This window comes from Pacificoceanicola algae (assembly GCF_049341065.1).
GTDB lineage: Bacteria > Pseudomonadota > Alphaproteobacteria > Rhodobacterales > Rhodobacteraceae > Pacificoceanicola.
Map to the genome: position 1 here is coordinate 396,053 of NZ_JBMPIX010000003.1, position 22,288 is coordinate 418,340.

Here is a 22,288-nt window from a genome sequence, read left to right on the forward strand (position 1 = left end):
TCAAGCACACTTTTGCAAGGAGAGCGCAATGGAACTTCAACCTCAACTCGTGACGAATTGGCATGTTACAGAAGCCTGCAATTACCGTTGCAAATTTTGCTATGCGCATTGGTCCAAACCAAAGACTTCGGAACTTTGGCGCGATCATGCTGCGTGTAGGTCGCTGATATTGGAACTGGGCCGGTTTCTTTCACCTGAAAACCTGCTTTGGGAACAACGTTTTGCCCGCCGGCCGCGACTTAACATTGCCGGAGGTGAGCCGACGCTTTGGGCGGGCGAGCTCAGTCACGTGGTGGATCACGCCGTTGCAGCCGGGTTTGACGTGAGTTTGATAACCAATGGCAGCTGTCCCGAGACGCTGCGTAATATTGCATCAAGAATTTCAATGCTCGGTCTCAGTGTGGACTCCACCAATTGCGACGGGAATTTGGCGATCGGACGGGTGGATAGAAAGCGCGCGCAGATCGGCTCGGACGATCTTATCGACTTGGTTCGCGAATTGCGCACCACCAACCCTACACTGCAGATCAAGCTGAACACGGTCGTAAATGCGGTGAATGCCGAAGAAGATTTCTCGGCACTCATTTCCAAGATTGCGCCAGACCGTTGGAAGATCCTACGAATGCTGCCGTCTTACAATGACGAACTGACCGTGGATGAAGCGGCATTCGAAAGGTTTGTCAGCCGCCACTCCGCTTTCCAGCGCATCCTTTCCGTCGAGGATAACCCCTCGATGGTCCAGTCCTATCTTATGATCGATCCGCATGGTCGCTTCTTCCAGAACAGGCTGGACGGTAAGGGGTATTTCTACAGCGAACGCATTCTCGACATCGGAATTGAGGACGCGTTTGCGCAAATTCCATTCTCCATCAACAGGTTTCTTGCGCGCTACCAACCTCTGGAGAGCACGTCATGAAATACTCGACCAGCAGAGAGATTGAGAAAGAGGTACAATCGCGCGTACGAGAGGGCTGGCAGTATGTCCGAAAACGTAAACACGGGAGGCTGGTGTCACCGACTGGTGGCTTTGTAACGGTGCCAAGCACTCCCAGCGATCGCCGAGCTTTTCGCAACTTCCGGCGCGATGTGGAACGGGTTTTGAATGGGCCGGCAAATCGCTACACAGGCTGATTTGCCTCGCTCCAGCTCTCCTCAACCTCGGCCGCGGCGAGCAGAAACACCTTGTGCGCCTTGGTGGCGTTCTGCTTCCGCAGATACTCGTAGGACCGCGCGACAAAGGCACAATAGCACAGCCCCAAATCGAGCTGGTCGTGGAGGTCGGAGTTGGCTTTGCACACGTCTGAGGTTTCGCTGACGCGTTTGAGATCATTTCGCAACCTGTCCAGTGGTGGCACGTCTCTTCCACTTGCAACCTTTGACCATTCAATGCGCGCGGTTTCAGGATCCAAATGCGGAGAGAGCGCAGCGTAGAAGCCGCTTTTCGTTTCGTAGCGAAGTTCGCCTTGGGCCGTGTCCAGCCAACTTGCTAAAGCCAGCCGTGGGCCTCTGCGGGTGTCATCGCCACACGCAAGCTTCCGGAGCGACTGGACGCTCTTGGGCCTATCTGGCCCGGTTTCGATTAGCAAATTAAAGACAACGACGCTCACAACGTAAATATGTATCGGCGCCATGATAACCCGCAAATCGGCGCGGTTGGTTGTTTCAAGCAAGCTCGCACAGTCGTGGAAAAGCGGAGCAACGCGAGATTTCGGAGCACGGCGTAGTTCAGCAGCAAGCGCTTTCGGCCCACCGCAGGCAGCGACCCCCTGAAAGTGATCGGAGGCAACGACGGCATGTTCAATGGCCTTGAGCGTCCGCGCCCCCCTCGCGCGAAGTCCCGGTTCCGCGATTGACCATCTGCCGAGTTGGAGAACCTCTGAACGGACATCAAACGGGTTTGCGAAGGACAGTTGGTATTTGGCTTCAAGATTGCCGATGAACTTGCTGACAGATGCTTTTGTCGCCTTGCCCGTCTTGCGCATTCTGGTCCAGGACCTGTGCTGCGCTTCGTTGCCACCAACGCCCCCAACACGCGCTCCGAGCATGAAGTTCTTCAAAGACATCCCACCGATGTCGCAGTAGTCTTCCGGGTCGAGCAATAAACGTGCAAACCGCTCATTTTGATCGAAGGGAATCAGGGTTTGAGTCATTGTTGTCTGCGTAGCCTCGGGTTTTGATCGCTTGTCACCATAGATAGGTTTTCTATATGACAAGCGTTCGGTCTTCGTAAGCGTTTGCCGTGCGGGCTGCGATCTTAGAATGAGCTTGGCACATCGTGATTGGCAATTGCCCGATCGGCCCAGACCGGCCATTGCCAGCATCGTCAAGTGCTGCGGCGCATCGTCGCCAGACCGGACTTTCGCTGCGGCCGCATGGTCTATGCCACTCGCGAACTTTCCGCAGCCCAGAGCGAACGTAGACCAAACTTACTCCGACGCAGCGAAAAAATCTGGGAGATGACATTTGCGTTGTGGTGCGGCGCGGTCGGCCAATTGAACTGTGCTACCGCAAAGTCTTCATGGGTCCGCACTGTGGACGAGCCGGAACCCCGTGTGGCTGGCGGCCGTATCCGGGGCGCGTCCTGTTCGGGCGGCGATGCGATAGCGCCAGCAATAGCTGGGATGACACAGAAACGAGCCACCTTTCAAGAGCCTCTCGCCGTGCCGTTTTGCTTGCACATTGCGGGCCTTAGCCCTGGATTTCAGCGACGGGATCCGGTAGGGATCCGCGGTCCATTCCCAGACGTTTCCAGACGCGTTGCAAACCCCGGCGGAGTTCGGAAAAAACGCATCCACGGGGGCCGTGCCATAATACCCGTCGATACAGGTGTTCAAATCGGGGAAACGTCCCTGCCAGATGTTGCAGCAGGGGTCCTCGTCCGTCGGTTCATTGTCGCCCCAAGGATAGCGCCGTTCGTCCAGACCTCCGCGCGCGGCGTGTTCCCACTCCACCTCTGTCGGCAGTCGCCCCCCCGACCAGGCGGCAAAGGCCCGCGCGTCGTTCCACGAGACTTGCGTCACTGGATGGTCCTCCGGCGCGGCGGGCTCTTCGGGGCCCGACGGAAACCGCCAGTGCGCCCCACCGATCGCCCACCACCAGCCCGCCTTGTCGTAGCCGCCAAGAAGATCCGCGGCGTCCGGCCGGGACAGCAGCCCGCGAAAGACGTAGGACCATCCGATTTCTTCCGCTTCGGTCCGATATCCCGTCTCGGACACGAAGGTTGCAAAACGGGCGACGGAAACCGCGTGGCATTCCATGGAGAAGGCGCGCAGCGACGCGCGCCGGATGCTGCCTTCACCGTCGTCCGGAATGACCGGGTGTCGGGTGCCGGCCCAACTCTTGACAGCAGCGAAATGCGCGAGGGGGGGAGGTGTGTCGGGCATAGTGCGCTTTCCCTCACGTCTCTGGGGCCGCGAAGACCGGTAGAGACTGAACAAGCTCTTTCGCGTGGCTCTTCAGCGCCTCGGCGATGGGATGGTCGTGATTGGCCTTGAGTGTGGCGATCCCCGAGTCGAGTTGCCAGATCGGTTCGCTTGTCGCGTGAAGCCGGTATCCGCGTTCGCGCAGCCAGTGCCGCAGCAATGTCGGGACGGACATGACCATGCCATTCGTCCTGAGCAATTCCAGCCCCAGTTGCAGAGACGAGGTGGTCAGCGCAATCCGAGGCGGCGCAAGCTCGAGCTCGTAGAACCGGTTCTCCATGCTCGATTTCAGTTGCGGTTCAATCTGGAACAGGACCCACGACAGGTCCTCAAGTGCTTGCATTGGCATCTTCTCGGTGTCGGGAATGTCCGGAAGAACGCCGGGCCAATGCGCAACGCCATGTTCGATCCGACATAACCGCGTGACCTCTATCAAGGGGTCTTCGACCTTTTCAATTGCGGCGGTGATGACGAAATCCAGCTCTCCGTCCCGCAGCGCGCGGGCATGATCCTCGGCAGAGCCGGTTTGGATCTGGAACGAGGATTGCGGAAAGTCGCGCCAGAGGCGGCGCAGAATTTCCGGCATCAGTAGCAACTGGTATGTCAGCCCGCAGCCGATGCGAACGGCATCGTGAAAGCCGCGTTTTACGCTTTCGACGTCGCGGCAGGCGCGGTTATAGACGGCTTCCATTTCCTTGAGGTGCCGGTAAAGTACAAGCCCTTCCTCGGTCAATTTCATGCCGCGCGGCTGCCGCAAGAAGAGCTTTGTGCCAAAGGCCTCTTCGAGCGACGAGATGGTTCGTGTCAAGCTGGGCTGAGCAATGTGTAACGCGTTGGCGGCAGCCGTTATGTTGCCCAGTTCCGCGACTTTCAGAAAAACGACATGCTTGCGGTCCATGACAGGCCTTTGCTCGAGGACAGACACCGGGGAACCATAGCGCCCGGGCATCGATGTGGCCAGAAGCGATATCCTGCCATGAATCACCTTGCCGCCGCTCAGGTCGTCTCGGCAACGCGCTTGGGCGACTTGCGGTTTTGCGTCAGAAGGGTCGGCCCGGCGTCGCGCGGGACCGGCAGTCCAAGCCGGGCGTAGAGTTCGGCCGGCGCGTCATGGCGATGAAGATGTTCGCGCATTGCCAAGGTCAGTTCCAGTTCGATATCAGCATCGCGGAAGGGGCTTTCCTGTTTCGGATCGGCAGCGAGATCGTAGAGAACGGTTTCCGTGTCGAAGAACACCTTGGGTCCGAAGAACGGGTTGAAGGGGGACTTCTCCATCGCCGGGGTGCGCAACAGGCGCGCGCCCTTGGTGAAGTCGAACGGCGCGACAAGTTCGGCCTGCGCCAGTTCATCGACCTCGAACATGTAGTTCAAGGTTGTGGGCATGACGGTGTACTGAAACAGCCCCTCGGTCGTCACGTGTTCGGGGTAGAGCATGAAGACATGCCGCCCGTCGCAGACGTTCAACGCGCTGCCGAAGGTGCCGAAAATGACGGTGTCGCGCACGGGGTGGTCCTCGGCGAGCACGGGCAGAAGCGACTGCCCGGTGACCTCTTTCGGCACATCGCTCCCGTGAAATCCGAGGAAGGTGGGCATCAGGTCCGTCGTCTGGCTGAGGGCGTGCCGCCGCGTGCCGCCCTGATCGGCATGGTCGGGATGGTGGATGAACAGCGGGATATGGGCGATCTCTTCGTAGATCGGCATGCGGTTCTTGGCCCACCAGTCGTGTTCGCCCAGCAGGAACCCATGATCGGTCGAGACCACAAGCGCGGTGTCATCCCAAAGCCCGTGTTCGTCAAAATAGTCCAACAACCGGCCGAGTTGTTCGTCGCAAAAGGCCAGATTGGCGCGGTAATGCGCATTAAGCTCCTCGCATTCCTCGGGGCTTTCCTGAACGCGACCATAGGGCGGCCAGTCGAGCGCCGGGCCGTTGTAGTCGGTCGGGAAGTCTTCCTTGAAGCGCTCCGGCGCGTTGAAGGGCTCGTGAGGGTCGAAGGTCTCGATCTGCAGGAACCAGTCGTCCGAAGCGCGGTTCCGCGTCAAGAAATCGACGGCGGAGTCGAAGCACTTCGTAAGGGGATAGTCGCTTTCCTCCTTCAGGAACTGGCGGTTGATGATGTGATGGTACTGATCGACGCCGCGTGTCTCGCTGTATTGCAGCGGGTGGTATTGCTGCTTCAGCTTCGGCCAGTCCGGTGTGACATCGGCTTTCCAGGCATCGCCGTGCTGGCCACGCAGGTACTCATACGTGGTATAGCGCGTGTGGTAGGTCGCACCACCGTCCCGGAAGTACTGAAGGTGGTCGGTGATCAGGTGTGAATAGACACCGTCGGCTTCCAGGATTTCGGGGAAGGAGTTGTCGAACGGCTCCATCGGCCCCCAGGAGCGGTGCATGAAGCCCAGTCGCCCGGTCTGCATGTCGCGGCGGGCGGGGATGCAGGGCATCGACCCGACGTAGTGGTTGTCGAAGGTCACAGAGCGCGCCGCCAGGCGGTCGAAATTGGGCGTCTTGATAGACTTGGCCCCGTAGGGCCCAAGCGAGAGACGGTTCAGCGAGTCGAAGAGAACGAAGACGGTGCGCATGGGACCCTTTCCTTTGAATGACGGCGCCACATCGTGGCTTTGGATTCAGGGTAGCAAGCTATGAAATGCTTCAATAATATTGTTTTTATATACATCGATGCATTTCTGGCATCTCACGCCTTTACGTGCGTCGCGCGCAGATGACACCGGCTTAACAGGATGTGCCATGCCTAAAAGGTATTGATTTAGCGCAAAGTGATATTTGAAACGAAGACCCAGGCCTGCCAATAGTTGGGAATGTGGCGGCTGGAAGAGGAGATCTGGACCGCCAGGAAACCAGCATGACGCTCGAAACAGGCGTCCAAAGGGAGGAAACCAAATGCCGATCTTCAACCTAAAGACTGCCTTGTCCGGCCTGGCCTTCGCGGCTCTGGCCACCACTGCCCAGGCCGAGTTCCCTGAACGCGACATCGAGGTCATCTTTCCTTGGCCCCCCGGCGTGACGATGACATCCAGCCAGGTCATGGCCGAGGCGCTGAGCGAGGAACTGGGTGTCAACGTCACCGTGATCTCGACACCGGGCGGCACCGGCGTCAAAGCGATGCAGACGGCGCTGAACCGTCCCGCCGACGGCTATACCATCTTCGATGGCTGGGTCGCACCGATGGTGGTGCAATCTCTGCTGGGCAAGATCGATGCCGATCATACCGACTTCACCCCGCTCTACGCGCTGGGGGCGGTGCCGAATTCGATCATCGTGCGCGCCGACGACGACCGGTTTCCGGACCTGGAATCGCTGATCGCCTACATGAAGGATCATCCCGGCGATCTGCGCTACACCTCTGGTGCCTACGGGAACCTGCCTCATGTCGACATCGCCAATATGTTCAAGGCGACGGACACGGTGGCGCAGCACATTCCCTATGCGGGGCTGGAGGAAGCCCTGAAAGACATGCGCGGCGGCATCCTCGATTTCATGGCCGGCAATCCGGGCTTCGTGCGTGCCAACAGTGATCACGTGCGGGTGCTGGCGGCGCTGAGTGACCTGAAATCCGTCCAGGACATCTTTGGCGGGGTGCCACTGATCTCCGAGTCCAAGGCGCTGGACTATCCGCTGACCGGTCTCGCACCGATGGGCTGGAGCTGGTATGTCGTACCGAAGGGAACACCAGACGACCGAGTGCAGATCCTGCGAGAAGCGATGGCCGCCGCGCTCGAAAAGCCGGAAGTGCAGGAGTACTTCGACAGCATTGGCCGACCCCTGCTGGGCTATCCGCCCGAGGACTACATCGCGACCGTCGATGCCGTGCGCGAACAGCTTTCCACGGCGACGGATGCGATCGAATGGGAAGCTGAAAAGCTGAAGTCGACACGATAGCACGGCGACACCTCACCGCCGTTCAGACTGGTGGCCCGGCGGTCCTCCCGCGTCCGGGCCATCAGCATAGTCCGATCCCGGTCATCCGAACGCCGTTCGCGCGGCCTGATTTGAGATGATCAAGGCAGGAGTTCCGAAATGCCCCAATCTGATCCGCAACTCGAAACCGACGGTGAATCGCAGCCGACCGTCTGGTGCCATCTTCCGGCAATTTTTCTCGCCGCGCTCTGTGGCCTCATTTTCTACGAAGCGGCCACCACGCTGACCGAACAGGGCTATGCCTCCGGAACGCCGATCAGCAATGCCGCGCTCTATCCGCGCCTGCTGGCGGGTCTGCTTCTGGTCCTGCTTGTGGCGCAGGTCGTGTCGGACGTCCGGGCCCGTGGGCCGTCCGCCGGAGGCGAACCCGCAGCCACGCCCGATAAGGTCGGGCAGACGGGTTTGGCCGCACTGGGCATGTTCGCCTATGTCGCGCTGCTGCCCGTGCTGGGCTTTCTGCTGGCAACGCCGCTCTTCGTGCTGGCGCTGTTGCTCATGCTCGGCGACCGCAATCCGGTGACCCTTGCCGGGGTGACGCTGGCCATCACCGCGGGCTGCCTTCTCGTCTTTCAGGGCTTGTTCAACGTCAACCTTCCGCGCGGTCTCTTCGGGATCGCGCTGAATTTCTGAGACAGAGGCTATCATGGGCATCGACGCACTAATCGCAGGATGGGAACTCTTCGGCACACCGCTGGCGATCGCCATGACCGTTTTCGGCTGCTTTCTGGGACTGATCATCGGGGTCATGCCCGGGCTTGGCCCGCTCATGGGGATCATCTTGCTGTTGCCCGCGGTGTTCCACCTGCCGCCGGTCGCCGCCATGGGCGCGTTGATTGCCATCTTCGTCGGCGGCTCTTGCGGCGGTGCGGTCTCGGCCATCGTGTTGCGCATTCCGGGCACACCCATCGCGGCGGCGACGCTACTCGACGGCTACCCGATGGCGCAGAACGGCCGCGCGGGCGAAGCCATCGGTCTCGCGATCTCCGCCTCGGCCGTGGGCGGCATCATCGGCGGGATCATCCTTATCGCGCTCGCGCCGGTGCTGGCCGACTTCGCGCTGCGCTTCGGCCCGCCCGAGTATTTCGCGCTCACGTTGATGGGGCTGATCGCCATCGCCGTGGTCGGACGCGAGGCACCGCTCAAGGGGTTCATCACCGGCGTCCTTGGGCTTCTGATCGCGACGATCGGCACCGACGCGATGTCGAACGCCCAGCGGTTCACCTTCGGCTATTTCGAACTGTCCAGCGGGTTTCACATCGTGGCCATCGTGGTCGGCCTCTTCGCCGTCTCCGAGGTGCTCTTTCAGGTCCGGGGCGGCGGCCTGCTGGATGCGCCGACGGTGCCGCGCGTGCGGATCTCGCTGTTCTCGCTGGTCCTGCTCTTCAAGCACCCTGTGAACCTTGTGCGCTCCAGCGCCATCGGAACCTTCTTCGGCTCCCTGCCGGGTGCGGGCGGCGTCATCAGCGCCTTTAGTTCCTATGCTGTGGCCAAGGCACAGGCCCGCCCGGAAGAGCGCTATGGCGAAGGCGCGGAAGGCGGGGTCATCGCGACCGAAGCCGCCAACAACGCCTCCGCCGGCGGCACGCTGATCCCTACCATGGCGCTTGGCGTTCCGGGTGACGCTTCGGCGGCGGTGCTTATGAGTGCGCTGATCCTCTTTGGGTATTTCCCGGGCCCCGAATTATTCGAGCAGAACCTCGACGTCGCGGGCGGCATGTTCCTCGCCTATCTCTTTGCCAATCTCGCTCTGTTGGTGCTGGGTTTCCTTCTGACCCCGGTGTTCCTGTCGGTGCTGCGGCTGCGCAAGGTCCACCTGTTGCCGCTGGTCGTGATGCTAAGCGTCATGGGGACCTTCGCCTTGCAATCCTCGGTCTTCGATCTCTGGAGCATGCTCGGTTTCGGCGCCTTGGGGTACTTCCTGCGCCTCTACGGCTACCCTCTGGCGCCCATCGTGATCGGTGTGGTGCTCGGCCCGATCTGCGAGTCGAACTTCCGCCGCTCCCTGCTGATCTCGCGCGATGGCCTGTCGATTTTCTGGGAACGCGAGATCGCCTTCACGATCCTGTCGGTCACGGTGATCCTGGTCGTCTGGGGCTTGGCTGGTAAGGGCGTGTCGACATGGTTGAAGCGACAGTTCAGCCGTGTGCGGTAAACGGTGACTTCAGAAAATCCGCCAGCGATGATAATGTCCTTACGGCGTAGACTCTGTGTCCCAAGGTGGAGCGCAACTGTATATGCAGGCAATACATCCAAGCCGGTTCCCGCCATCTGGTGCGGCGAACGGCCTCTGCCTGACAACGCTGGTGAAACGTCGCGCTCGGCCCACACCGGCCATCGGGCAATCAGTTGCAGTGCTGCGACCGCAGCACATATTGCTGACATTCGCTGCATGCGCAAAGCTGTAGGCCGAGTTAACTTGACCTGTCTGAAATGTTTTGAGCGTTTCTTAAGTGAGTTTTCCCCTCGCTTATGCCGCTATTAGGATTGATCACGACGGATTGAATTATGTTGGGTAGAGCGTATCAGCGCCAAGTGATGAATATGGTCGCCTTGAATTATGGAATGCCAGGCGTCGGCGCTGGCGTCCGCAGACTGCTGAGAACCTGTGAAATGCGCGGAGTCTAACCGCCTGTCGTTGACGCATCCATCATGGTCAAGACCTGAAATCAAGTTGTCTTGCTCAACAGCTTTTTCTGCTCGGAGAGGAAAGCACCGAACTTTTCCATGCTGAAGGGCTTGAAAAAGCTTTGGCTTATAGTGAGGTCGCCAGCTTGGGCGATCAGCCGCGCTGCAATCGCGTTCGACGCTTCGCCCCCGGTCATCACACAAAACCTCATCCGCTTTGCATTTTCATGCCACGTGAGTTCACGGATGGCCTCGATCCCGTCCAGGTTGGGCATGTTGATATCGACGAGAACGAGGGCGCTGCCCGTTTCGTGCTCCACGGCGGTCAAGAGTTCCTTTCCGTCTCGGCAAAGAACAACGGTCCATCCTTCTTTCGTAGCCTTTCGGGCGAGCAGCTGCGCAAAATCGGCGTTATCGTCTGCAACGATCAGCGTAGGTGTGCTTTTTGACATTGGGTTGTTCCTTTGGCGCCGCTCCTGTCGGAGGGCGCGCTGTTTTAAGTTTCGTTGGGTCGCTTGTCGCGCAGAGCGCGTGCGACAGCCGCCAAGAAATCCAACCGGCTGAGTGGCTTCATCAGGCGGATGTCCGACGGCAGCAATCCGTTGCCATGAACCGTTGCTTCGGACGCATAGCCGGAAAGGAAAATGGCCTTGAGCGTGGGCTTTCTTGCGCGCAGTTCGCGGACCAGATTTGGCCCTTGAAGTGCGCCGGGCATCACAATGTCGGTGATGACCAGATCAAAGTCAGGGTCCTTTTCAAACACGGTCAGGGCCTCATCGCCAGAACAAGCGGTGGCCACGTCATATCCATTGCGACGCAGTGTTTTTTCCAGCGCTTCCAACACGTCTTTTTGATCATCGACGACGAGCAGGCGGTGGTTGCCCGGTGGGGCCTCTATCGCGGGCGTTGTTCCGCGCGCATCGTCGGCGTCGACTTGATGCACGGCCGGAAAGAACAGCTTGAACGTCGTCCCGACACCGACTTCGGAATAGACACGCACAGTGCCACGGGACTGGTTGACGAAGCCCTGCACCATGGACAGGCCAAGGCCAGTGCCGCCGTCGGGCCCCTTGGTCGAGAAGAAGGGTTCAAAGATCTTTTGCAGGATGTCCGGGGCGATACCCGTGCCGGTGTCGCTGACGGCGAGCATGACGTAGCGCCCGGGTGCGATTTCCTCTTCGCGGGTCTCAAGGTATTCTTGGTCGATCCGCAGGTTGGACGTTTCCAGCGTAATCTTGCCGCCGTCGGGCATTGCCTGCGCGGCGTTCATGACAAGGTTCAGGATCGCACTTTCGATGGACGCCCTGTCCGCATGGACGATCCAGAGGTTCGCCAGCAACGAACATTCGAGCCGTATCGTCGCCGGCAAGGTGCGAACGGCAATCTGTTCAGTGGATTTCACAAGGTCGTTCAGGTTCAACGGCTGTGGCTGGAGGGGCGCGCGCCGGGCAAAGGCCAGCATGTTGCGCGTCAGATCGGCCCCACGCTGGGCTGCATTGAGGGCACTTCGCATCATATCCGCCCGATCATCTCCCGGCGGCAAATTCAGTTCTTCGATAAGCAATTCGATATTGCCCATGATGACCGCCAAAAGATTGTTGAAGTCATGCGCGACGCCGCCGGTCAGACGCCCGATGCTCTCGTTCTTCTGCGCTTCCGCCGCGATGCGCCTTTGTTGTTCTTCCTTGGCGCGGCTGTCCTGCAATTCGGAAATGTCCTGCAAAGCCCCGAATACGCCGATGATTTGGCCGCTTGAATCCCGAAACGGGTGCCCGATCGAACGTGCCCAGATGTGACGATCCTTCGCTGTCTTGATCCGCGTCACGACGTCATAGGGCTCGCCGTATTCAAGACAGCAGTATAGCAGGGTTTCGACACGGCCCCGATCTTCTGGGTCGAGATAGTCGACGCCAGAATACGCGTTGGGCGCATCGCCTGGCGGCACGTCGAAAATTGGGCCGACCTCGTCGCTCCATTCAAAACTGTCAGCCCGTTTGTCATAGCGCCAGCCGCCGAAGCGCGCGACCTCGCCCGCCATGCCAAGCAACTCAGCCTGCTGTGCCAGCTTTGCGCGTTGCTCTTCCAAAGTTTCCGTCAGGGTGACGAGAGACCGCCCGAGCACGGCGATTTCGTCCAACCCGCGGCTGTCGATCCGGGCCTTGAGGTCGCCCTTGGCCATTTGCTCGGCGGCTGTCGTCATGCGCTTGATCCGACGCGTGACGATGGACCAGACGACCAGCAACAAGCCGACACACAGCGCCGCGATCAGTCCGACGACTGCGATCAGGTGCCGCGTGGTGAAATTCTGCGAGACCGTTCGCCAATCAGCCAAGTTGTATTCCACAAGAACGACGCCGCGCCCGGACGAAATCAATGCGCCGGGCTCCGGCGGCATTCGAAACGGGACGCCGACCCAGAACGCATCGGTTTCCGGATCGAACTGCGTGAAGTGCGCAATCTCCTGCTGCATCACCTCAAGCCGGTCGGCAAAACGCGACGCGGCGGTCTGCCCGACGCTTGATCCGCGCACGTTCAATTGGCTTGAGAACATGACCTTCAGTTCGTCGTCGATCATATATGCAGACCGGACAAGCGGGCTCAGGTTCAGGCGCTCCACGTGCCCACCGGCCTCTTCAAGCTGGCCGTTGCGCAAGGCGCCTTGCAGGACAACGGCGATCACCTCGGTAAACTCAAGCGCTTGCCGTTCTGCAATCGCAAAGACCTGCTTTTCTGTTTCACGTTGAAACAAGCCATAACCGACAAGCGCAACCACCATGCCCAACAAGAGCGTTGTTGCGGCCACCAAGGTCAGAATGGACCGCGCTATCGTCACTCTTCGACCGCTTCGACATATGTCGGGTTCGCCATCTGGCTGACATCGGGAACGGCGTTCAGAAAGCCCAGTTCGACCATCTTATGGGCGTGCTCCTCCAGCCTTGCAGTCAGCTTTGGGGTATTTCCTGACAACCAGGCAAGATTGGTCATGTGATCAATCAACTCCACGCCGTCAAAGGAAGCCAGAAACTCGTCGACGGTCATGCCCTGCCGCTCCGCGACGCGGCTGGCCGCGTCTGAGGGATTCTCCAGAAAATAATCATACGCCTTGAACCACCCATCCACAAAGGCCTGTAGCTGGCGTTGCTTGTCTTCGGAAAGGTGATCCGGCGTCAAAAGGACATCGAGGATTTCAAAGGGTATTTCCCGGCTGTCGAAAACGACGTTATGGCCGTCGCCCAGCAGCGCCGTCACAGTTGGCTCATAGGTCACAACCGCATCGACCCGCCCATCTTGGAAAGCAGCCTCGTGATTTTGCATGTCGAGCGGAACGAGGGTCACGTCGTCTTTCGTCAGGCCGCTTTCTTCCAGCGCCCTGCTCAGGACATAGCCCCCCAGTGCGCTGGCTTCGTAGCCGATACGGCGGCCGACAAGGTCTTGCATGGTGTCTGCGGGGGCCCCTGCGACAACCGCGTCACCGCCAGTGGAATGGTTGATCATAAGAACAACTTCCTGCCGAGGGTCGGCGGCTTGCAGCTCCAGCGCGTAGCCCAATGTGGTGCCCACGGCGTCCAGCGATCCTGTCTGGTAGACCACCATGAAATCCGATGGTGATCGGTAGTCGATCAACTCGATGGCGTGACCGTCATAGTAGCCGAGGTCTTCGGCAAGAAAGGCCATCTCATAGGGTGGCCATACCACCAATCCCACGCGGAACGGCGCGTCCTCATCCGAGCGACACCCCGCAACACCGAACGCGATTGACATGATCAACAAGGGTATCGGTATGCGCCAGAGCTGCATGAAAAGCCAAATCTCCCAACCAATAGATCGTCTGCTTTACACTCCAGTTGGCGCGCATGGCGCAGTCAACCTGAAATTGCAGATATCGCTGAAGTTTTTTTGAATGCCATCGCTATGACGCATGCTGCGGTCTTGATACAACAACCCTTCTCTTTTCTGGAACATGGCGGGTCCACCTTGGGATATTGAGGGCGTAGGTGGCCGAAGCATTGGAGCAGGTGGAAACCCTCACCGATCAGCGCCCGGACCTGGCCGTGGTTGACCGCGGCTATCGCGGCCATGGCGTGGAGAAAACAAGGGTGCTGATATCCGGCCAGCGTCGCGGCATGACGCCATCACTCCAGACCCTTCTGCGACGGCGCAGCGCGATCGAACCGGAGATCGGCCGCATGAAAACCGATGGTCGCCTTGCACGCTGCCCGCTGAAAGGCTCCGCTGGTGACGCGAAATTCGCCGTGCTGTGCGGCTGCGGTCACAACATTCGCAAGATACTTGCCCACCTCAGCGCTCTTTGCGCTGCCATCATCGCTTGGTTTCTGGCGGAACTCTTCTCGCCCGAACTGCGAAATCCGAGCCCTCAGAGCGCCTGATCGCGTTGTTCAAAGCCGACTGGGTAACATCGGTCGGCCTGGAGCCGAGCGCTTGCGGCACCCATTCCATGCGACGGACCAAGGTTGCGCAGATCTACAAGAAGACCGGCAACCTGCGTGCAGTCCAGCTGCTGCTGGGGCATACGAAGATGGACAGCACGGTGCGCTACCTCGGTGTCGACATCGAGGACGCGTTGTCCCCGTCGGAGGGGATCGACCTTTGATCAACTTTCCCGACCGGCACACCATGCGCCGGTCGGCCCTTTGCCGACTTTCAGGTTTTGATATTCGCCGCAGCGCAGCCCTCCGAGGCCGCCGTTCGCTTCATTTGCGCCCCACCCGGACTCGTTGATGCACCCGGCAAGTGTTGAAGCTCCCCCGCGGATACCGAGATGGCGGTACCAAATCGACAATTCATCAGGATCGTTCGTGCGCGTCATCGCATGATCAATACCGGCACCCGACAAGAGCGGATCATTTCCGTGGTCGTCGATCCGATCAGGAAAGAGCGGATGCGATTGTGGCCATAAGCCCCCATCACGAGCAATTCATACCGTTCTTGTGACGTCAGCCGCGACAGCACCTTTTCAGGTTCGCCATGCTCGATGATCGTGTCTGCCGCGATGCCGCCCGCCGCAAGCGTCGAGACAGCGCCATTGAGCGATTTCGCTATGTCGGCTGTTTCCTTGCCCGCAAAGACAAGCGCGACCTTCAGACCGGCAAAAAGCGGGCTGCGGGCGATAAAATCCACCGCCTTGAGCGAGGACGCCGCGCCATCAAAGGCCACGAGCACCTTTTCAATCGGCTTGAACGCTCGATTGGCGATGAAAACCGGCTTGTGGCTGGCGCGCACGATGCGTTCGAGGTTAGATCCCAGATGCTCTGTGGCATGGCCTGCGGCCTCGCCGCGTTTGCCCAGGACGATCATTTCGCCGGTTTCTTCCTTGGCTGTCACTGTCTCGACAAGGTCGCCCTGCCGCAGACGGGTTTCCACCTCGATGATGCCATCTCCCGCGATTATCGCCTTGGCATCCTCGAGAATGGCGCGGCCATGTGCATGAGAAAGCTTTGCACGCTCCGCGTCGAGTTCCGACAGCTGTTCGAGAAGCTCGCTGCGCGCGCCCAGCCGGATCGCGCCCGACAGATCTTGTTTCTCAGTTGCATTACGACGCCCCATGACGTGGTAAAGCTTGACCTTCCAGTCATTCTTGTTGGCAATCCAGGCCGCGTGATGGCACACGCTCTCGGAATATGCTGAGCCGTCGACGAGGGCGATAAGTGTTCTCGTTGTCATGGTCTGGTCCTCCTCAGTGTCCCATCAATTGATCCATCGCACCGGGCTTGTCATGGATGGCAAGCTTGTCGACAATGGTTTCGGACGCCTCATTCAGGCCAATGATCTCGACCTCTGCACCCTCGCGGCGGAATTTGAGCACGGCCATGTCAAGTGCCGCAACCGAAGAGATGTCCCAGATATGGGCGCGGCTCACGTCGATCGTCACCTTCTCGGGCGCTTCCTTGAAATCAAACGCTTTCATGAAATCCTCGGAGGACGCGAAGAACAGCTGCCCCTCGACGGTGTAGGTGCGGTGCGCGCCATCCGACGTGATCTCCGTGCGAACCCGGAAGAGTTGGGCGATTTTCCAGGCAAAGAAGATGCCCGACAGCAGCACGCCCACAAGAACCCCAATAGCGAGGTTGTGGGTGTAGATCACGAAAAACACCGTCGCCAGCATCACGATTGACGAGGAAGTCGGATGCTCGCGCAGGTTTTTGATCGACGACCAAGAGAACGTCCCGATCGAGACCATGATCATGATCGCGACGAGCGCCGCCATCGGGATGATCGCCACGATATCGCCGAGCACGACAACCATGATCAACAGGAAGACCCCGGCCGCAAAGGCCGACAGACGCCCGCGCCCGCCCGATTTAACGTTAATGATCGATTGGCCGATCATGGCACAGCCGGCCATGCCGCCGATGAAGCCGGTCGCGGTATTGGCGACACCCTGCCCGATACATTCCTGGTTCCGGTTCGAGGACGTATCGGTGAGATCGTCCACGATCTGCTGGGTCATCAGGCTTTCCAGAAGCCCAACAACCGCCACGGCGACCGAATAGGGGAAGATGATTGACAACGTCTCGACGTTGAGCGGGATGTCAGGGATCAGGAACACGGGCAACGTATCCGGAAGATCGCCCATGTCGCCAACGGTGCGCACGTCCCATCCCATAAGTACGGTCAGCACCGTCAGAACGATGATCGTCACAAGCGGAGACGGCACTGCCTTGGTCAGGCGCGGGAAGAGATAGATAATCGCCAGACCGCCCGCGACAAGCGCATAGGTCAACGGCGGAACTTTCGTCGGATCAAGCTCTGGCAACTGCGCCATGAAGATCAGGATCGCGAGCGCGTTCACAAAGCCGGTCATCACCGATTTCGACACGAAGCGCATCACATAGCCAAGCTTCAAAAGCCCCGCGCCGATCTGCAAGAGACCGGCGAGCACCGTCGCCGCGAGCAGGTATTCCAAGCCGTGATCTCGCACGAGCGTCACCATGAGCACGGCCGTCGCGGCAGTGGCCGCCGAGATCATGCCCGGTCGCCCGCCGGTGATCGCGATGATGACGGCAATGGAGAACGAGGCGTAAAGCCCCACCTTGGGGTCCACGCCGGCAATAATGGAAAAGGCAATGGCTTCGGGAATGAGTGCAAGTGCCACCACAAGCCCCGAGAGCAGATCGCCACGAATGTTATGCGTCCACTGACGCTGGTATTGAGAAAAAGAGATCATGAACAGTTCTGTATCCATAGGCCGCCAGCCGGTGCTTGCGGTCTTTGTCGATGTCATCTGTTGATGAGTTATCCGGCGGATAGGCGGCCGGAAGAGCCAGCCGGGAATTTCACCCGGCTCCTTGTTCGTTGGAGGCGCTTTATCAGGGTTTGTTCGAACATCCAATGTCGAAACTGAGTTGCAGACAGTGGGTGGATGGAGTCCCGAACTCGCTTTCGTTATGCGACACTGTCCCGGTGAGGTTTGAAAATTCTTGCTGCGCGCAATAGGCTTTGTTCTGAATCTGGAGCACCCCCTGCGCGGCTGCAGCGAAGGTCGGCTCTCCGCCCTGCCTGTCGAAGGTTGGCCCAAGAAATGTCATGCCAAAGTGCCCAACAGGGCTGGGACTGGCCCTCTGCGTCGCCAATCACGACGGTCGGCTCTGATCGAGCCGGCCTGGAAGATGGTCCTTGCTTGGCAACTGTCCCAAGCTCGCTTGTTGCGCATCGCTGCCGTTTGTGACGTGCGTTGCGAAGGTTCACTCATCGCCTTCCATGTCTGGCGGCGCGGGCTTGGCGGAGTGTTCTTTCGCGCCCTGCGCTGTAGGGTAGGAAATTTACTTTGAATGCTCGGAATCCGTCCATCACACTTCAGCCTGTCCGCCCCCACAAGCAGGGCATTTGCGCTGGAAGATGTCGGAGCCATTTGCGCCGTATCGTTTGCCACAATCGTGACACAGCAGCAAGTAGACGACCTGATTGTGATCGTTGCCCGGTTGGTCCGTCTTTTGCAGAACCTCTTGGCTGTTCCTATTGACGTAGCCGGGGCTCGTCGTCGCCGCATGGTCTTTGGGAGCAGCCTTTCGGCGTCGTCCGGCCTTCTTTATCGGTGGCCAAGTTGCACCCAGGATCCAGCCCTCCACAGCGGCATATCCTGCAATCGGTTCAGGTTCCGGCGGCTGAAAGGCTGCGCTCAGTGCGCCGGTGCCGTCTGCGTCCTGTAGCCATCGGGCAATCGCATAGGCGTCGTGTTGATCTTGGGTGCGGTCTTTGCGCGGGTAGTCGGCACTCCAGAGCCGGGGGTAGGCTTCGACGATGACAGATTTGCCGTCCGGCGGTGCCCAGCCGTCGAAAGGCCAGAAATGAAGGTCCGGTTGCGCGTGTCTGATATGCCTCAGCCACGGGATGCCAGCGTGGGTGGACTTCGCGACCGAGCCCTGCACGTCGAAGTGAAACACCGATTTGGCAGAGCCCGTCGCCTCTTCGGTCAGGCGCCGCCATGTGCGTTCACCACTTCGCGCGGCCCCATTGCCGACGCTGCCATCCCGGACGAAATCGACATAGGTATGGGGCGCATCGGTGGGCCAGTGGTCACAGAAATCTTCAAGGAAAGCGTCCCAGTCCGGGACCAGCCCATGCCGCTCGAAATAGCCGATCGGAAAGGAAAATCCGTGGTCGATGCCAACGATTGTCGAGGTATCGCGGCCAAGTTCTTCGGTCAGCCACTCGGCCAGACCTCGCCGGGTCCAGTATTTGCGCGGGCTTGGCGGGGGCAGCACCTCGACCGCCGGACCATCCTCCACGGTCTCAAAGACCCGCAGGCCTTTGAGGCTGCTCTCCGCCGTCTGTGCGCCAGAATAGTCGATGCCAATCGTGCGGCGAAACCTGCGGGCGTGGAGTGTCATTGGAACTTTGCCTCGTAACTCGTGGCTGTCAGCGAGACATGCGCCGCCAGCGGCGGACGCAACTCGAAGGCCTTGGGATCGCGCGCGAACTCATAGAGGCGGAACAGGTGCCAATGGTCACGCCGTTCCTCAGCCACCTCCAACTCGTTGCGCGAGATGTGGAAGGGCGTGCGCTCCCAGCCGTTGGTCGTCTTGACCTCGATCAGGCGGTCCTGTCCGTCAGGCGTGAAGCTGGCGATGTCGTAGCCCAGACCGTCGCCATCCTCCTTCGACACCCAGCGCACTCGGCGGGCCAGGTCGTTTCGGTCATGTTGGTTCAGCGTTGCACGCTCATGGCGAAAGACGCGTTCCTCGCCAGCGTATCCCAGGGCGCGGTTTCGCTCGTCACGCCCGGCGGCATCAAACCGGCGCGCGACGCGCTGCATCTGTTCCAGCTCATCGGGTGGAGGAGCATTGCGCAGGGTTGGTGCCACGCCGACAAAGATCGGTGCGGGCTCGGCCATCTGGTGCTGTAGCTTGCGATGAAGCGCGATCTCCCACTCCGGGTTGCGGGCCAGCCAGCGCGCGGCGGCCTCGGCCAATGACATCTGGAAGTTAAACCGCGGCGCATATCCTTTGATGATCGGCAGCCCAAGACCGCGCAGCGCCGCAGAAACGTTGCACATCTTGAACTCGATGGAGCCCCGGCTGCGGTTGATCTGCTCCTGCAAAGCGCGGTTCTGGGCCGCCTTGTTGTAGCGCCGCCCTGACAGCTCATCACTGAGCATCGAGAAATACGCCGATACAACCGCGTCGTTTTCCAGATCAGACCAATCACTCGTCTCCATAAGCACACGCTATGCGGTGGCAGTTGGCCTGTCATCCCGAAAACGCCGTCGGGCTGCCGAGGGTTGCCCGTGAAAAGTCTATATCTCTGCGCTGCGGACTTGCTTGTATTTCCGTTGGTTAGCAGAGTAGCGTCAGGCATTATTCTTTTGGTTGAGCAGTTCGGTAGGGCGATATGGACAAGCGGAGTTTGAGCGAACGCGATATCTGCACGAAGTTCATCACGCCCGCCCTGGTCACTGCCGGGTGGAACATCACCACCCAGATCCGCGAGGAGGTCAGCTTTACCAAGGGGCGGATCATCGTGCGCGGCAAGATGGTGAGCCGCGGCGAAGGCAAGCGCGCCGACTACATCCTTTCGGCCAAACCCAACATCCCGATCGCGATCATCGAGGCGAAGGACAACAAGCAGGCCGTTGGGGCGGGTATGCAGCAGGCGCTCGGCTATGCCGAAACCCTGGACATACCGTTTGTCTTCTCATCCAACGGCGATGGGTTTGTGTTCCACGACCGGACAGGAGCCTCCTCTGAGGTCGAACGGACCATAGGCTTGGACGAGTTCCCCAGTCCACAGGAGCTTTGGCGGCGGTATAAGGCCTGGAAGGGCCTGTCTGATGCCGCGGAGCAGGTAGCGCTGCAGGACTACCATGATGACGGGTCTGGCAAGGAACCGCGCTATTACCAGGTCAACGCCATCAATAAGACGATGGAAGCGATCGCCAAGGGGCAGGATCGTGCGCTGCTGGTCATGGCGACCGGGACGGGCAAAACCTACACGGCCTTCCAGATCATCTGGCGTTTTCGGCAGGCGTTTCCGGGCAAGCGTGTGCTGTTCCTGGCGGACCGAAACGTGCTGATCGACCAGACCATGGTCAACGATTTCCGTCCCTTCAGCGGCAAGATGGCCAAGCTTTCGACGCAGTCCAAGACCATCGAACGCCCCGACGGTACAAAGGAAAGCGTCACGCTTGCGCTCGACGGGAAACGTCGGATCGACTCGTCCTACGAAATCTACCTTGGCCTCTACCAGGCAATCACCGGGCCGAACGAGAGCCAGAAGATCTATCGCGAGTTCTCCAAGGACTTCTTCGACCTGATCATCATCGACGAGTGCCACCGGGGCAGCGCGTCGGCGGACTCGGCCTGGCGTGAGATCCTCGATCATTTCTCCTCGGCGGTGCAAATCGGTCTGACCGCGACGCCGAAGGAAACCGAATATGCCTCGAACATCGATTACTTTGGGCCGCCGGTCTACAGCTACACACTGAAACAGGGCATCCGCGACGGCTTCCTCGCGCCATACAAGGTCATCAAGGTTCACATCGACCGAGATGTGCAAGGATATCGCCCCGAAAAGGGGCAGCTGGATCGAGATGGCGAGGAGGTCGAGGACCGGATCTACAACGCCAAGGATTTCGACCGCACCCTGGTGTTGGACGACCGGACCAAGCTTGTCGCGCAAAAAGTCACAGAGTTCCTCCGTGAAAGCGGCGACCCGATGGCAAAGACCATTGTGTTCTGCGTGGATCAGGAACACGCCGCACGCATGCGGCAAGCGCTGATCAATGAGAATGCGGACCTTGTGGCCAAAAATGCGCGCTATGTCATGCGCATCACGGGAAACGACAAGGAAGGGATCGATCAACTCGGCAATTTCATTGACCCGGAAGCCCCCTATCCCGTGATCGTCACAACGTCCAAGTTGCTGTCCACCGGCGTCGACGCCCAGACCTGCCGCCTGATTGTTTTGGATCGGGAAGTCGGCTCTATGACTGAGTTCAAGCAGATCGTCGGGCGCGGCACGCGGGTCCACGAAGACACCCAAAAACTGTTCTTCACATTGATGGATTTCCGCGGAGCCTCAAGCCATTTTGCTGATCCCGACTTCGACGGCGAACCCGTTCAGATTTATCAACCGGGGCCGGATGATCCCGTCACCCCGCCCGATGAGACGCCGCCCAGCAACGATGATCCGTCGGTCCCGAATGACGTCGATGAGAACGAGACCATCCTGATTGACCCGAAAAACCAAACACTCACGGACGACACCAACACCGGGCCCCGCCCAAAGGTCTACATCGACGGCGTCGGCGCGGATATCGTCGCCGAACGTGTCGAATACCTCGATGAAAACGGCAAGCTCGTGACCGAGTCCCTGCGTGACTACACCCGCAAGGCCATGCGCCAGCGGTTTACCAGCCTTGATGACTTCCTGCGCCGTTGGAAGCAGGCGGAACGAAAACACGCCCTGATCGAAGAACTGGCCGAAGAAGGCCTGCCCCTTGAGGTGATCGCCGATGAACTCGGGCTTGACCTCGACCCCTTCGACCTGATCTGCCATGTCGCTTTCGACGCCAAGCCGTTGACCCGCAAAGAGCGCGCCGACAATGTCAAGAAACGCGATGTCTTCACGAAATACGGCCCCCAGGCCCGTGCCGTCCTCGAAGCATTGCTCGAGAAATACTCCGACGACGGCGTCATCAGCATCGACGACCCCAAGATCCTGAAAATCAATCCCTTCTCCGGCATGGGCACCGAGGTTGAACTGATCCGGGCTTTCGGTAAGAAACCGGACTACATCCGCGCCGTGCATGAAATGCAATCGGCGCTCTATGAAGAAAGTGCCTGAA

Annotated in this window: 16 protein-coding genes, 2 pseudogenes and 1 other annotated feature; of the genes and pseudogenes, 7 read left to right on the plus strand and 11 right to left on the minus strand. The window is 59.6% G+C overall.

All coding sequences use genetic code 11. The features are described from left to right. The first annotated feature begins 28 nt into the window (after positions 1-28). The gene (locus tag ACOYQJ_RS06805) at positions 29-916 is read left to right on the plus strand and encodes a viperin family antiviral radical SAM protein (protein WP_422905251.1); all 888 of its coding nucleotides are present in this window, start codon (positions 29-31) and stop codon (positions 914-916) included. Positions 917-1,118: 202 nt separating this feature from the next. Here ACOYQJ_RS06805 and ACOYQJ_RS06810 read toward each other — a convergent pair whose 3' ends face one another. From ACOYQJ_RS06810 to ACOYQJ_RS06825, 4 genes are all read right to left on the minus strand, one after another. Next, positions 1,119-2,150, minus strand: a complete 1,032-nt coding sequence (locus ACOYQJ_RS06810) for a hypothetical protein (RefSeq protein ID WP_422905252.1) — start codon at positions 2,148-2,150, stop codon at positions 1,119-1,121. 366 nt (positions 2,151-2,516) lie between these two features. Beyond that, positions 2,517-3,383: an SUMF1/EgtB/PvdO family nonheme iron enzyme gene (locus tag ACOYQJ_RS06815; RefSeq protein ID WP_422905253.1), complete on the minus strand. Its 867-nt coding sequence runs from the start codon at positions 3,381-3,383 to the stop codon at positions 2,517-2,519. A gap of 13 nt (positions 3,384-3,396) precedes the next feature. Then, positions 3,397-4,320 (minus strand): LysR family transcriptional regulator, encoded by a 924-nt coding sequence (locus tag ACOYQJ_RS06820; RefSeq protein WP_422905254.1) that lies wholly within the window; start codon positions 4,318-4,320, stop codon positions 3,397-3,399. A 98-nt stretch (positions 4,321-4,418) separates the two neighbouring features. Next, positions 4,419-6,002: a sulfatase gene (locus tag ACOYQJ_RS06825; RefSeq protein ID WP_422905255.1), complete on the minus strand. Its 1,584-nt coding sequence runs from the start codon at positions 6,000-6,002 to the stop codon at positions 4,419-4,421. Between the two features lie 319 nt (positions 6,003-6,321). On the opposite strand from ACOYQJ_RS06825, the gene ACOYQJ_RS06830 reads away from it, so the two are divergent. The 3 genes from ACOYQJ_RS06830 (at position 6,322) to ACOYQJ_RS06840 (ending at position 9,511) form a co-directional block, all read left to right on the plus strand. Then, positions 6,322-7,320: a Bug family tripartite tricarboxylate transporter substrate binding protein gene (locus tag ACOYQJ_RS06830; RefSeq protein WP_422905256.1), complete on the plus strand. Its 999-nt coding sequence runs from the start codon at positions 6,322-6,324 to the stop codon at positions 7,318-7,320. Between the two features lie 138 nt (positions 7,321-7,458). Beyond that, entirely contained in the window at positions 7,459-7,989 is a 531-nt protein-coding gene (locus ACOYQJ_RS06835; protein ID WP_422905257.1) for a tripartite tricarboxylate transporter TctB family protein, read from the plus strand. A gap of 13 nt (positions 7,990-8,002) precedes the next feature. Beyond that, positions 8,003-9,511 (plus strand): tripartite tricarboxylate transporter permease, encoded by a 1,509-nt coding sequence (locus tag ACOYQJ_RS06840; RefSeq protein WP_422905258.1) that lies wholly within the window; start codon positions 8,003-8,005, stop codon positions 9,509-9,511. 514 nt (positions 9,512-10,025) lie between these two features. On the opposite strand, the gene ACOYQJ_RS06845 is transcribed toward ACOYQJ_RS06840, so the two are convergent. From ACOYQJ_RS06845 to ACOYQJ_RS06855, 3 genes are read right to left on the minus strand one after another with little or no spacing between them, the layout of a single operon-like run. Beyond that, positions 10,026-10,436 carry a response regulator gene (locus ACOYQJ_RS06845; RefSeq protein WP_422905259.1) on the minus strand — a complete coding sequence of 137 codons (411 nt, stop codon included), beginning with the start codon at positions 10,434-10,436 and terminating at the stop codon, positions 10,026-10,028. A 44-nt stretch (positions 10,437-10,480) separates the two neighbouring features. Continuing rightward, a complete protein-coding gene (locus ACOYQJ_RS06850) occupies positions 10,481-12,817 on the minus strand; it encodes an ATP-binding protein (protein WP_422905260.1) in 2,337 nt (778 codons plus the stop codon). Beyond that, positions 12,814-13,782, minus strand: coding sequence for an ABC transporter substrate-binding protein (locus ACOYQJ_RS06855; protein ID WP_422905261.1), 969 nt, complete (start codon positions 13,780-13,782; stop codon positions 12,814-12,816). Before ACOYQJ_RS06855 ends, ACOYQJ_RS06850 begins: the two co-directional genes overlap by 4 nt. Positions 13,783-13,979: 197 nt before the next feature. On the opposite strand from ACOYQJ_RS06855, the pseudogene ACOYQJ_RS06860 reads away from it, so the two are divergent. Both ACOYQJ_RS06860 and ACOYQJ_RS06865 read left to right on the plus strand, forming a co-directional pair. Further along, positions 13,980-14,372 (plus strand): annotated as a pseudogene (locus ACOYQJ_RS06860) (IS5/IS1182 family transposase); the annotation flags it as partial. Between the two features lie 11 nt (positions 14,373-14,383). Further along, a pseudogene (locus ACOYQJ_RS06865) lies at positions 14,384-14,596 on the plus strand (tyrosine-type recombinase/integrase); the annotation flags it as partial. Positions 14,597-14,808: 212 nt separating this feature from the next. On the opposite strand, the gene ACOYQJ_RS06870 reads toward ACOYQJ_RS06865, so the two are convergent. The 4 genes from ACOYQJ_RS06870 to ACOYQJ_RS06885 form a co-directional block, all read right to left on the minus strand. After that, positions 14,809-15,666, minus strand: coding sequence for a universal stress protein (locus ACOYQJ_RS06870; protein WP_422905262.1), 858 nt, complete (start codon positions 15,664-15,666; stop codon positions 14,809-14,811). A 13-nt stretch (positions 15,667-15,679) separates the two neighbouring features. Then, positions 15,680-17,170 (minus strand): SulP family inorganic anion transporter, encoded by a 1,491-nt coding sequence (locus ACOYQJ_RS06875; protein ID WP_422905263.1) that lies wholly within the window; start codon positions 17,168-17,170, stop codon positions 15,680-15,682. Between the two features lie 66 nt (positions 17,171-17,236). Then, positions 17,237-17,294 (minus strand) — a sequence feature (sul1 is cis-regulatory element that is thought to sense ions involved in sulfur or methionine metabolism; They are found in Alphaproteobacteria). 498 nt (positions 17,295-17,792) lie between these two features. Next, positions 17,793-18,833, minus strand: a complete 1,041-nt coding sequence (locus tag ACOYQJ_RS06880; protein WP_422905264.1) for a hypothetical protein — start codon at positions 18,831-18,833, stop codon at positions 17,793-17,795. Further along, positions 18,830-19,660 (minus strand): protein NO VEIN domain-containing protein, encoded by an 831-nt coding sequence (locus ACOYQJ_RS06885; RefSeq protein ID WP_422905265.1) that lies wholly within the window; start codon positions 19,658-19,660, stop codon positions 18,830-18,832. Before ACOYQJ_RS06885 ends, ACOYQJ_RS06880 begins: the two co-directional genes overlap by 4 nt. A gap of 173 nt (positions 19,661-19,833) precedes the next feature. On the opposite strand from ACOYQJ_RS06885, the gene hsdR reads away from it, so the two are divergent. After that, positions 19,834-22,287, plus strand: a complete 2,454-nt coding sequence (gene hsdR / locus ACOYQJ_RS06890) for an EcoAI/FtnUII family type I restriction enzme subunit R (protein ID WP_422905266.1) — start codon at positions 19,834-19,836, stop codon at positions 22,285-22,287. The last annotated feature ends 1 nt before the right edge of the window (position 22,288 follow it).